The organism is Pseudomonas sp. AU12215 (assembly GCF_001675465.2).
Lineage (GTDB): Bacteria > Pseudomonadota > Gammaproteobacteria > Pseudomonadales > Pseudomonadaceae > Pseudomonas > Pseudomonas nitroreducens.
Map to the genome: position 1 here is coordinate 93,832 of NZ_MACM02000005.1, position 11,804 is coordinate 105,635.

Below are 11,804 nucleotides of genomic sequence, written 5' to 3' on the forward strand. Positions count from 1 at the left end.
GCGGACAGAGTCCACTCCTGCGCCTCCGGGAGCGGTGGAATCCTTGTAGGAGCGAGCTTGCTCGCGAACAGATTTTCCGGCGGTTCCGGAGTTGGGCGGGTTCGCGAGCAAGCTCGCTCCTACAAAGAGCCAAAGAAAAAGCCCCGCGAGGCGGGGCTTTTCCGATGCAGGAAGACTCAACCGATACCCGGCAGCGCCTCCTCGCTCAGCACCTGGCCACGCTTGCGCCTGAGCAGGTAGTAGGCGAGATAGCACGCGCCCATGAAGCCGAAGCCCCAGTACAGCGACGGGCGCTGGGTCGGGTCCATGGCGAGGAACACGAACAGCGAGCAGCAGATCGCGATGCACGCCAGCGGGATCAGCGGGAATAAGGGCGCTGCGTACTTCAGGTCGGCCACGGTGCCGCCCTTGGCCATGTGCTCGCGGCGGAAGCGGTACTGGGCGTAGGCGATGACGATCCAGGTGACGGTGCCGGCCATTCCGCTCACCGCCATCAGCACCATGAACAGGGTGTCGGCGGCGACCACGCTGGTGAGCAGCGACAGCAGGGCGAAGCCGAGGCTGATCAGCAACGCGTAGAGCGGCACGCCACGGGCACTGAGCTTGGACAGCTTGCGCGGCGCCATGCCGGTCTTGGACATGGCCCAGAGGATGCGGGTCGACGCGTAGAGGCCGGAGTTACCCACCGAGAGGATCGCGGTGAGGATCACGAAGTTCATCAGGTCGGCGGCGTAGGGAATGCCGACCCTGTCGAACACCTGCACGAAGGGGCTTTCCATCAGCCCGGCCTGCTTCCACGGCACGATGCAGGACAGCACGGCAATCGCCAGCACGTAGAAGATCAGCACGCGGAACACCACGTTGCGCACGGCGCGCGGGATGCTCTTTTCCGGCTGGTCGGTCTCGCCGGCGGCGACGCCCATGATCTCGCAGCCCTGGAAGGCGTAGACCACCGTCATCATCACCGCGAACACGGCGGACAGGCCGTTGGGGAACAGGCCGTCGCCGACCAGGTTGGACAGCCCCGGCGCGGCCTCGCCGCTGTTCAGCGGGATGGCACCGAAGATCACCAGCAGGCCGACCACGATGAAGCCGAGGATGGCCGCAACCTTGATCCCGGAGAACCAGTATTCGGCCTCGCCGAAGGCGCGGGTAGCCAGGGCATTGAGGGAGAACAGCACGACCACGAAGAAGCCCGACCACAGCCAGATCGGCACGTCGGGGAACCAGCGGGTCATCAGCATGCCGGCGGCGGTGAATTCCAGGCCGACGGTGGAGGCCCAGCTCATCCAGTAGACCCAGCCGATCATGAACCCGGTGGCCGGGCCGATGAAGCGCGTGGCGTGGGCCTGGAAGGAGCCGGAGACGGGCATCTGCACCGACAGCTCGCCCAGGCAGACCATCACCAGATACATCAGCAGGCCCGCAACCAGGTAAGCGAGGATGGCGCCCATCGGGCCGCCCGAGCTGATGGTGACGCCCGAGCCCATGAACAGGCCGGTACCGATCACGCCGCCGAGGGACAGCATGAAGATGTGGCGGCTCTTGAGCGCGCGGGTGAGCTGGATCTTCTCGCCGCTACGGGCGTGATGGGACTCAGACATGGCGCACCTCCGGGAAACGGCGGGCGCGACGGAGCGGAACTCTACGTTGGATCATTATTGTTATCTCCAATCAATCAGAGGCCGTGGCTCGGGCACGGATGCCACCGGATTATTGGAAGGCGATGTAAGACCCCGTTGTTCCTACGGATCGAAGTTGTAGAAAGATGTAAGGATTTTGTGCGGGGCGCGTGGGGCTGGGCTTTCAGCGGGTTTCTTTTGTAAGAGCGCTCCCTGGCTGGCAAGACGCTGGGGCGATCCCCTCACCCTGGCCCTCTCCCAGGGGGAGAGGGGACTGTCCTGCGCAAGCTGCAAAATTGGTGCTCGCCGGCGAATGCCGAACGCGCCAACTACGCCGAACGGCCCCCTCTCCCCCTGGGAGAGGCCTGGGGTGAGGGCCGTCCGCCCGCGCCGAAACTACGTCCGGATGCTCTTAAAAAGCTCAGAAGCAACCACCCTCTCCCGCTCCAGCCGCTCCAGCCAATCACCGAGCAAAGCCCCCGCCAACGCCGCCTCCTCCAGCTCACCCAGGCAATCCCCCAACCCGCGCAACCCCATGGACCGGCAGCTCCCGGCCAGCCGATGTGCCAAGCTCGCAGCCTCGACGGCGTCATCCTGGCGCAGCGCATCCAGCAGCAGCGGCCATTGCTCATCGAGCAGCTTCCACAGGCTGGCGAGCAGCTCGTTCAGTTTGTGCTCGCCCAGCAAACGACGATGGGTCTCCAGGACCTGCCGATCCAGCGGGCCGTTATCCACAGCCTCCGGCAACAGCTCCCAGGTCACGCCGGACAGCGCACGGCGCAGGTCGTCCAGGCGCAGCGGCTTGCCCAGCACACCCTGCATGCCAGCCTCGAAATAGCGCTGGACCATGCCCGGCTGAACGCTGGCGGTGAAGGCGTGGATCGGTGTGGTCGCGTTGAGTCCGCTGGCCTGCGTGCGGATCGCCCGGCACAGGTCGAGGCCGTTCATCCCCGGCAGGTGCATGTCCAGCAGGATCAGATCGAAGCGCCGCGCGGCGGTGAGCGCCAGCGCCGGCGCCGCGTCCTCGGCGAGTTGCACGCGGTGACCGTCGCGCTCCAGCAGGGCCTGGGCGACCTCGCGGTTGAGGGCGACGTCCTCCACCACCAGCACGTCCAGCGCTGGCGCCTGTTCGACGGCCACGCTGGAGCGCGGGACTACGCCCGGCGCCAGCACGATCTCGAACCAGAAGGTGCTGCCCTCGCCTTCCAGGCTTTCCACGCCAATCTCGCCGCCCATGGCTTCCACCAGCCGCTTGCTGATCGCCAGCCCCAGCCCGGTGCCACCGTAGCGCCGCGCTACCTCGTCGCTGGCCTGGGTGAAGCGCTGGAAGATCTTTTCCTGCTGCTCGGCGGAGATGCCGATACCGTCGTCGGTCACGCTGAAGCGCAGACGCTGGCCGGCGTCGCCGGTCTCCAGCACAGCGACCTCCAGCAGCACCTCGCCCTCCTCGGTGAACTTCAGCGCATTGGCCAGCAGGTTACTCAGCACCTGGCGCAGGAACTGCTCGGCGCCCCGGCAACCGTCCTGTACCTGGGGTTCGATACGCAAGCGCAGGCAAGTGCCGTTGTCGTCGGCGCATGGCTCCAGCAGGGTCACCACGTCGTCCAGCAGGCGCCGCAGGGAGAAGTCCACCGGCTCCGGCTGGCTGGCGCCGTCCTCCAGCTTGGCGAAGTGCAGCACCTCGTTGAGGATCGCCAGCAGTCCTTCGCCTGCTGTGGATAACGCTTGAAGCCGGCGCCGGTCCTGCTCCCCCAGGGGCGCGGCGCGCAGCAGTTCGGCCATGCCGAGGATGCCGTTGAGCGGTGTGCGGATCTCGTGGCTCATGGTGGCAAGGAAGCGGCTCTTGGCGCGGTTGGCGGCCTCGGCCTCCTCCTTGGCGCGGCGCAGGCTGGCGGTGCGCCGCTCGACCCGCCGCTGCAATTCGTCACGCTTGCTCTGCAGCGCTTCGCGGTCAGCCTCGCGCCGCCGCAACTCGGCACGCAGGGCCCGGCGCAAACCGTCGAGGGCATCGGCGACGGTGTCGATCTCGTCCTCTTCGCCTGAGCGTTTTTTAGCCAGCGCCAGCTCGGTGCCCAGGTTGCCGCCAGTGAGCCCGCGGACGAATTCGGCCATGGCGCGCAGGTGGCGGGTAACCAGGCTGTGGAACAGCCAGCTCAGTGCCACCGCCAGGCCGCAGAGGAACACGCCCATCCACAACAGGCTGGTCAGCCCGCCGTGCAGCAGGCGCAGGTAGACGGCACCGAGATCGATGCTGACTTCCAGCTCGCCCAGGTCGCGGCGCTCGCCGTCCGGCGGCTGGAAGGCCAGGGCGTAGCGCTCGGTACGGAACGGCCCACGTGTGTCGTCGGCGTCCTGCACCAGGTTGAAGTCGGCGCTGCGCAGGCGCACCTGGGCGATGTCGGGGAAGTCGGCCAGGCCGTGCAACTGCACGTTGAGCTGCTCCTGGTTGAGGTCCCACAGGCTGCGCTCGAAGCTGGCGAGGTAGCCGACGCGGATCAGCTCCAGGCGCGCATCGATGTCACGCATCTCACGACGGTATTCGAAGTACAGTTGTGCGGCGCTGGCCAGCACGGTGAAGCACAGGCTGAACAGCAGCACCCGCAGCAGCAGGCGCCGGGCCAGGCCGCCGGGCAGCTTCAACGCGGCACCCCGTCGCCGGCGAGCATGGCGCGGTAACCGCGCTCGCTCTCGTCCAGCCAGCGGGCGATGCTGCCGTCGACCACGCGCCGTTTCAGCGCGGCGTCGATCTCGTCCATCCGCGCGGCCAGCGGCGAATGGCGCGAGACGGCGATGCGCAGGTAATCCACGGTGAGCGGCCGGGGCAGCGCGGCGATGTCCTGCCCGCCGGCCAGTTGCTCGGCGAACAGGGTGCCGGTGCGCCGCTCATGGGCGATGAAATCGATGCGCTGGCGGATCAGCTTGCCGAAGTTCTGGCGGCTGTCGGAGACCCATTCGACGTTGCCGTGCTCGGCGACGAAACGGTCGAACTCAGGTCCGTAGCTCTCGCCGAAGAGCAGCCCGCCGCGGTAATTCGCCAGATCGCTCAACTGGTCGAAACGCACCGGCTTGCGGCGGTTGTAGAAGATCGCCACTTCCTCGCGCAGCACCGGCACGCGGGAGAACAGCAGGCCGTCGTCGCGCTGCGGGGTCTGGTAGGCGAGCACCACGTCGACGCGGCCTTCGGCGGCGTCCAGCAGGCAGCGCTTCCAGTTGCCCAGCACCACGGTCTTCACCTCGTAGCCCAGTTCGCCAAGCACGCTGCGCACGGTTTGCGGCGCCAGGCCGCGCACTTCGTGGCCGTCGCTCCAGGAGATGGGCGGATAGACGGGGTAGTCGCAATAGCGGACGGGTTGGGCGGCGCCAGCAACACCGCCCGCAGTCGGCAAAGATAGCGCCAGGCACAGCAGGAACATCCAGCGCATGTCTCAGGCGTCGGCAGGCGTGGCGGTGAACAGGTAGCCGGCGCCGTGGATGGTGATGATCAGCTCCGGCTCGGCCGGGTCGTCGCGCAGCTTGCGGCGCAGGCGGCCGACCAGCACGTCGATGGAGCGGTCGTTGGGCAGCCATTCGCGGTTGCGGATCTGGTCCATCAACTGGTCGCGGCTGAGGGTATGGCCAGTGTTGCGCAGGAACACGCCGAGCAGCTGGAACTCGCCGTGGGTCAGCGGGGTTTCGCTGCCATCGAGGTCGATCAGGCGGCGGCGGTCCGGGTCCAGGGTCCACTGGGCGAAGCGCTTGTGGTGCTGACGACTGACTGGCGTGCAGGCGGCAGCGGGCTGGCGCGCGTGGCGCACGCGGCGGATCAGGTTCTTGGCGCGGGAGACCAGCTCGCGGGGGTTGAGCGGCTTGATCACGTAGTCATCGGCGCCACACTCCAGGCCGACGATGCGGTCGATGTCGTCGTTGCGGCCGGTGATCAGGATGATGCCGACCTCCGAGCGCACGCGCAGCTCGCGGGTCAGGGTCAGGCCGTCCTTGCCGGGCAAACGGATGTCGAGCATCACCAGGTCGATGGGCTGCCCGCCCTGTTCGGCTTCGGCCAGGCTCGCCTCGGCCTGTTCGGCGGTGCCGGCACAGAGCACGTCATAGCCCTCCTCGCCCAGGTAGGCCTGGAGGAGCTCGCGAACCACCGGATCGTCGTCGACGATCAGTACACGGGAAGTCATCGCAATACCCTGCTGACGCCACCGCTCGTGGCGGGGCAATTCTTGTTATACGTTGAGGTAGAGCTGTAGGAGCTGTCCTGCAGATGGCCGCAGGTTACCGCTCGCTGAACAATCGATCAACAGGCCGCCGGCGACCGGCTGAAACGCTGCCGGCCGCCATGCTGGAGCCCATCTACCCAGGCCTCGCAGATCTGCACGCCCTGTTCCGGGGTGAAGGTATTGGGGTTCAGCCCGGATTCCAGCCACAAGCCATCGAGCAAGGCGCTGAGGGCAATGGCGGCGAGGTCGGCGTCGAAATCGGACCATGCCTGTTCCTGCGCCAGATCCTTCAGCGCCTGCGCCAGCAAGGTGCGGTACTCACCGTAGGAATGGTCATGCGCCTGGTTGATGGCTTCGGCGGTCTTCACCGCGCCCCAGAACGCGAGCCAGGCATCCAGCAGTTGCGGGTCGAGCAGTTCGGCACAGAACGACGCACGGAAGAACGCCGACAGCCGAGCGCGTGCATCCGGCGCCGCCTCGGCGATGGCTTCGCGCAGCAACTGCATCACGCGCCCGGTGACGGTCAGGTAGGCCTCGGCCACCAGTTCGTCCTTGCCCGAATAGTGGTGGTTGATCAGCCCCACCGAGACGCCGGCTTCGGCGCAGATCTTGCGAATGGAAGCCCCCTGGAAGCCATGGCGCTTCAGGCACGCGAGGGTGGCCTCGATCAGCAGCGCCTTGCGCTGCTCCGGCTCCAGTCGGGTAAAGCGGACTTCCTCGTTCATGCCTGGCTCCTAAAGTGTCAGGTGGCCAATCTGAACGATTGTTCGATTAGGCGCCAGTACCTACCCGTTCGGGGAATGGTCCGGGTTGTGCCCCTGGTCGAGAGTGGCTTCATCCGCGATATCTCCAATCCATAACAAAATCAAAGGTGGGACTGACATGCAGAAAACGCTCGCAGCAGTACTCAGCGCGGCGCTGGCGACCTTGCCGGCACTGGGTCACGGGGAGGATGCCGCCGGCGCGAAGACGCTGCGGCTGTACAACTGGACCGACTACATCGGCGAGCACACCGTCGCCGACTTCGAGAAGGAAACCGGGATCAAGGTGGTCTACGACACCTTCGATTCCTACGAGACCGTGCAGGGCAAGTTGCTGCCCGGCCGCTCGGGCTACGACCTGGTGGTGCTCAACGCCGCCCTGGTGCCGCCGCTGCTGAAAGCGGGCGTGTTCCAGCCGCTGGACAAGTCCAAGCTGCCCAGCTGGAACAACCTCGACCCCGACGTGCTCAAGCACCTGGACCACTACGATCCGGGCGTGAAGTACTCGGCGCCCTACACCTGGGGCAGCAACGGCATCACCTACAACATCGACAAGATCAAACAGCGCATGCCCGATGCGCCCATCGGCTCGCTGGCGATGCTGTTCGATCCGAAGATCGTGTCGAAATTCGCCGATTGCGGGGTGACCATCATCGATTCCCCCACCGACGTGATCCCGCTGGCCCTGGCCTACCTCAAGCGCGACCCCAACAGCGCGCTGCCCGAGGATCTGAAGGCCGCCCAGGACCTGCTGCAATCGATCCGCCCGTATATCCGCAAGTTCGACTCCACCAGCTACCTCAACGGCCTGGCCAACGGCGACCAGTGCATGGCGATGACCTGGTCCGGCGACTACGCCACCGCCCAGGCCCGCGCCGACGAAGCCGGCGCCAAGGTCAAGCTGGGCTACTTCGTGCCCAAGGAAGGCTCGCTGATCTGGTTCGACGACTTCTACATCCCGGCCGACGCGCCGCACGTGGAAAACGCCCACAAGTTCATCGAGTACATGCTGCAGCCCAAGGTCGCTGCCGGTGTCGCCGACTACATCCGCTACGCCTCCAGCAACGCCGCCGCTACCCCGCTGCTGGCCGCCGAAGTGCGCAACGACCCGGCGATCTACCCCGACGCCGAGACCCGCGCCCGCCTGTTCACCCAGAAAGTGCAGACCCCCAAGGCCACCCGCCTGATCACCCGTACCTGGAACGCGGTGAAGACCGGGACCTGATAGCGCAAGACCACAGCCCCCTCTCCCCAGCCCTCTCCCTGAAGGGAGAGGGGGCAGCCCGCAGCCACGTTCAAGGAAGTCGTCTTCCTGTGATGTCGCTGACTGCGTGCCCGCAATGACCGTCGTAGTCACCGAGTACTCCGAACGGTCCCCTCTCCCTTCAGGGGGAGGGTCAGGGAGAGGGCAAGGACTCGCACGACGAACCGTAATTTCGAGGTACAGACAATGACCACCACCACCCCAGCCTTCTTCGCCCAGTTCAACGACGAGCAGCTGGTCGCCGCCGACAAAGCCCACTACATGCACGGCTACCACGTGTTCGACGATCACCGGGTCAACGGTGCGCTGAACATCGCCGCCGGCGAGGGCGCGTACATCTACGACACCAAGGGCAATCGCTACCTGGATGCCGTAGGCGGCATGTGGTGCACCAACATCGGCCTGGGCCGCGCGGAAATGGCCGACGCCATCGCCGAGCAGGTGCGCCAGCTGGCCTACTCCAACCCGTTCTGCGACATGGCCAACGTCACCGCCATCCAGCTCTGCGAAAAACTCGCGCAGCTCGCCCCTGGCGACCTGGACCACGTGTTCCTCACCACCGGCGGCTCCACCGCCGTGGACACCGCCTACCGGCTGATCCAGTACTACCAGAACTGCCGCGGCAAGCATGACAAGAAGCACATCATCAGCCGCGTCAACGCTTACCACGGCTCGACCTTCCTCACCATGTCGCTGGGCGGCAAGGTCGCCGACCACCCCGCCGAGTTCGACTTCCTCAAGGACGTCATCCACCACATTTCCTGCCCCAACCCCTACCGCGCGCCGGAAGGGATGACCGAAGGGGACTTCCTCGAATTCCTGGTGAAGGAATTCGAAGACAAGATTCTCGAACTGGGCGCAGACAAGGTCGCCGCCTTCTTCGCCGAGCCGATCATGGGCTCGGGCGGCGTGATCATCCCGCCCAAGGGCTACCACCAGCGCATGTGGCAGGTATGCCAGAAGTACGACGTGCTCTACGTCGCTGACGAAGTGGTGACCTCCTTCGGCCGCCTGGGCGCCTTCTTCGCCTCCGAGGACGTGTTCGGCATGCAGCCGGATATCATCACCACCGCCAAGGGCCTGACCTCCGGCTACCTGCCGCTGGGCGCGTGCATCTTCTCCGAGCGCATCTGGAAGGTGATCGGCGAGGCCGACAAGGGCCGCTGCTTCGCCCACGGCTTCACCTACAGCGGGCACCCGGTGAGCTGTGTCTCGGCGCTGAAGAACATCGAGATCATCGAGCGTGAGAATCTGCTGGAGCACGTGAAGGACGTCGGCGGCTACCTGGAGCAGCGTCTGCAGGAACTGGCCGACCTGCCGCTGGTGGGCAGCGTGCGTTGCCAGAAGCTGATGGCCTGCGTCGAGTTCGTCGCCGACAAGCGCAGCAAGGTGCTCTTCCCCGAGGAGCTGAACATCGGCGAGAAGATCCACCTGCGCGCCCAGGCCAAGGGCCTGCTGGTGCGGCCCATCGTGCATCTGAACGTGATGTCGCCGCCGCTGACCATCACCCGCGCGCAGGTCGACGAGATCGTCGACACCCTGCGCGAATCGATCCTGGAGGCCGCCGCTGACCTCCAGCGCAGCGGTGATTACGCGGGGCACTGATGATCGATCCGAGGATTTTGCCTACACCCCGGCAGCCCTTTATGCTGCCGGGCATGAGCGAATCTCAGGCACTGAGCGAAACGTCCGATGCACTGGCCCTGCATGCCTGGCATGCGGGGCTGGCGCGCGTCATGGCCAGTGTCGGCGAGGTCGTCTTCGTCGAACGCCTGGCCGACGCCCTGGGCTGCCTGGTACCACTGGAGTCGGTGATGCTCGGCCTGGAACAGCGCGGCCAGCCGCCGCAACCGCTATACCAGCGCGGCATCGACCCGGAACACCACGAGGCGCTGATCGATCGCTACTACGCCCGCGGCTACCTGCTCGACCCCTTCTGCCTGGCCATGGAAGACGGCCTCACCGAAGGCTTCTACCCACTGGCCGATATCGCCCCGGACGATTTCTTCGCCAGCGAGTACTACAAGACCTACTACCTCAAGTTCGGCTGCACCGAGGACTGCCACTTCATCATCGACCTGGGCGAGTCGCGCAAGGTCTCGCTGTGCCTGTACCAGGGCAGGAGCGGCGCGCGCTTCAGCGAAACCCAGCTGGACCTGCTGGCTACCGTCCTGCCGCTGGTGCGCGAACTGATCCGCCAGTTCGAGCGCAACGGCGGGCTGGACCTGCTGCTGGCCGGGCGCGGTGTGAGTGTCAGCGCCCCGGACGAGCAGGCGCCGCTGAACCGGCATATCCGCGCCGCCTTCATGAACTTCGGCGCCGACCGGCTGACCGAGCGCGAACGGGAAATCGCCCACCTGCTACTGCGCGGCCACTCGGTGAAATCCAGCGCGCGGGTGCTGGATATCTCACCGGAAACCGTGCGCATGCACCGCAAGCACCTCTACACCAAGCTGGAGATCAACTCCCAGGCGGAACTGTTCTCGCTGTTCATCGACTGGCTGACCGGCGGCGCCACCGCGGCCTGACGCCACTTCGGCGCTGGCCCAAACCTGTAGGAGCGAGGGGGGCGCCTAGCCCTTGCTCGCGAACGCCTAGGCCGCACCCACCCGGTTGGCGAGCAAGCTCGCTCCTACAAAAAAGCGCTTCTCGCATTACCCGCCGATGCGGCATCCCGCCCGGAAATCTGCCAACCTATGGCCTTTCCCGCTGTCTGACCCGTGCCCCACCACCAGGAGAGCTTCCCGATGCCCCGCCGCTGGCTTCCCGCCTTGCTGTTGGCCGCCGCCCTGCCGCTGCACGCCGCCGAATCCAAACCCACCTATGGCCCGGAACTGGAGCGTTTCAACTACGCCTACCCGGTCGGCCATTACAGCTTCGCGTCCCAGGGCCACCACATGCACATGGCCTATATCGACGTGAAGCCGAAGAAACAGCCCAACGGCCGCACCGTGGTGCTGCTGCACGGCAAGAATTTCTGCGCCGGTACCTGGGAAACCACCCTCGCCGCGCTGAGCGACGCCGGCTACCGCGTGGTGGCGCCGGACCAGATCGGCTTCTGCAAATCCACCAAGCCCGAGCGCTACCAGTACAGCTTCCAGCAGCTGGCGACCAACACCCACGCGCTGCTGGAGCACCTGAAGATCGGCAAGATCACCCTGCTGGGCCACTCCACCGGCGGCATGCTCGCCGCCCGCTACGCGCTGATGTACCCGCAGCAGGTGGAGCAGCTGGCCATGGTCAACCCCATCGGCCTGGAAGACTGGAAAGCCCTGGGCGTGCCCTACCGCACGCCGGACCAGTGGTACGAGCGCGAGTTGAAGACCAGCGCCGACAGCATCCGCCAGTACGAGCAGGCGACCTACTACGCCGGCCAGTGGAAGCCGGAGTACGACAAGTGGGTGAACATGCTCGCCGGCCTGTTCAACGGCGCCGGCCATGAGCGCGTGGCATGGAACTCGGCGCTGCTCTACGACATGATCTTCACCCAGCCGGTGGTCTACGAATTCGGCCAGCTGAAGATGCCGACCCTGCTGCTGATCGGCACCAAGGACAACACCGCCATCGGCAAGGACATCGCTCCGGCCGAGCTCAAGCCGAAGCTGGGCAACTACGCCGAACTGGGCAAGGCGACCGCCAAGGCGATCCCCAACGCCACCCTGGTGGAGTTCGACGACATGGGCCACGCGCCGCAGATCCAGGACCCGAAGCGCTTCCACGAGGCGCTGCTCAAGGGGTTGGCTGATCTGAAGCACTGATGCTCCTTCCGTGGTCTGTGCCGGCGTGGGGCTATCGCGAACAGAGTCCGCTCCCACGTTCCCCTGAAGCTCCGGTACGGGGAGAGCCCCTCACCCCAACCCTCTCCCAAAGGGAGAGGGAGCCGTTCGGTGTACTGGATCGGTAACGAAGATAGCCGGAAAGCTCCAAGCTTCCCGAGCGCAGAGGACAGTCC

The 11,804-nt window shown here is 66.0% G+C and carries 9 protein-coding genes; 4 read left to right on the plus strand and 5 right to left on the minus strand.

Annotated features, from left to right (window positions below; all coding sequences use genetic code 11):
* Positions 1-176: 176 nt before the first annotated feature.
* The 5 genes from A9513_RS01250 to A9513_RS01270 form a co-directional block, all read right to left on the minus strand.
* Positions 177-1,604, minus strand: coding sequence for an amino acid permease (locus tag A9513_RS01250; RefSeq protein ID WP_024766709.1), 1,428 nt, complete (start codon positions 1,602-1,604; stop codon positions 177-179).
* A gap of 414 nt (positions 1,605-2,018) precedes the next feature.
* The gene (locus tag A9513_RS01255; RefSeq protein ID WP_065083766.1) at positions 2,019-4,262 is read right to left on the minus strand and encodes a hybrid sensor histidine kinase/response regulator; all 2,244 of its coding nucleotides are present in this window, start codon (positions 4,260-4,262) and stop codon (positions 2,019-2,021) included.
* Complete coding sequence (locus tag A9513_RS01260) at positions 4,259-5,035, minus strand: ABC transporter substrate-binding protein (protein WP_065083786.1); 777 nt, start codon at positions 5,033-5,035, stop codon at positions 4,259-4,261. Before A9513_RS01260 ends, A9513_RS01255 begins: the two co-directional genes overlap by 4 nt.
* A 12-nt stretch (positions 5,036-5,047) precedes the next feature.
* Positions 5,048-5,794: a response regulator gene (locus tag A9513_RS01265; RefSeq protein WP_141678323.1), complete on the minus strand. Its 747-nt coding sequence runs from the start codon at positions 5,792-5,794 to the stop codon at positions 5,048-5,050.
* Positions 5,795-5,904: 110 nt separating this feature from the next.
* Positions 5,905-6,552, minus strand: a complete 648-nt coding sequence (locus tag A9513_RS01270) for a TetR family transcriptional regulator C-terminal domain-containing protein (RefSeq protein ID WP_037013083.1) — start codon at positions 6,550-6,552, stop codon at positions 5,905-5,907.
* A gap of 157 nt (positions 6,553-6,709) precedes the next feature.
* On the opposite strand from A9513_RS01270, the gene A9513_RS01275 reads away from it, so the two are divergent.
* The 4 genes from A9513_RS01275 to A9513_RS01290 all read left to right on the plus strand — a co-directional run bounded on the left by A9513_RS01275 (position 6,710) and on the right by A9513_RS01290 (position 11,610).
* Positions 6,710-7,813: a polyamine ABC transporter substrate-binding protein gene (locus tag A9513_RS01275; RefSeq protein WP_024766703.1), complete on the plus strand. Its 1,104-nt coding sequence runs from the start codon at positions 6,710-6,712 to the stop codon at positions 7,811-7,813.
* 225 nt (positions 7,814-8,038) lie between these two features.
* Positions 8,039-9,457 (plus strand): aminotransferase, encoded by a 1,419-nt coding sequence (locus A9513_RS01280; RefSeq protein ID WP_065083768.1) that lies wholly within the window; start codon positions 8,039-8,041, stop codon positions 9,455-9,457.
* A 53-nt stretch (positions 9,458-9,510) separates the two neighbouring features.
* Entirely contained in the window at positions 9,511-10,380 is an 870-nt protein-coding gene (locus A9513_RS01285) for a helix-turn-helix transcriptional regulator (RefSeq protein WP_065083787.1), read from the plus strand.
* A gap of 219 nt (positions 10,381-10,599) precedes the next feature.
* Complete coding sequence (locus A9513_RS01290) at positions 10,600-11,610, plus strand: alpha/beta fold hydrolase (protein WP_024766700.1); 1,011 nt, start codon at positions 10,600-10,602, stop codon at positions 11,608-11,610.
* Positions 11,611-11,804 lie beyond the last annotated feature (194 nt).

Bases quoted from the DNA above. Each gene is read 5' to 3' on its own strand.
- A9513_RS01250 (WP_024766709.1), bottom strand. From the start codon at position 1,604: ATGTCTGAGTCCCATCACGCCCGTAGCGGCGAGAAGATCCAGCTCACC.
- A9513_RS01260 (WP_065083786.1), bottom strand. From the start codon at position 5,035: ATGTTCCTGCTGTGCCTGGCGCTATCTTTGCCGACTGCGGGCGGTGTT.
- A9513_RS01270 (WP_037013083.1), bottom strand. From the start codon at position 6,552: ATGAACGAGGAAGTCCGCTTTACCCGACTGGAGCCGGAGCAGCGCAAG.
- A9513_RS01275 (WP_024766703.1), top strand. From the start codon at position 6,710: ATGCAGAAAACGCTCGCAGCAGTACTCAGCGCGGCGCTGGCGACCTTG.
- A9513_RS01280 (WP_065083768.1), top strand. From the start codon at position 8,039: ATGACCACCACCACCCCAGCCTTCTTCGCCCAGTTCAACGACGAGCAG.
- A9513_RS01285 (WP_065083787.1), top strand. From the start codon at position 9,511: ATGAGCGAATCTCAGGCACTGAGCGAAACGTCCGATGCACTGGCCCTG.
- A9513_RS01290 (WP_024766700.1), top strand. From the start codon at position 10,600: ATGCCCCGCCGCTGGCTTCCCGCCTTGCTGTTGGCCGCCGCCCTGCCG.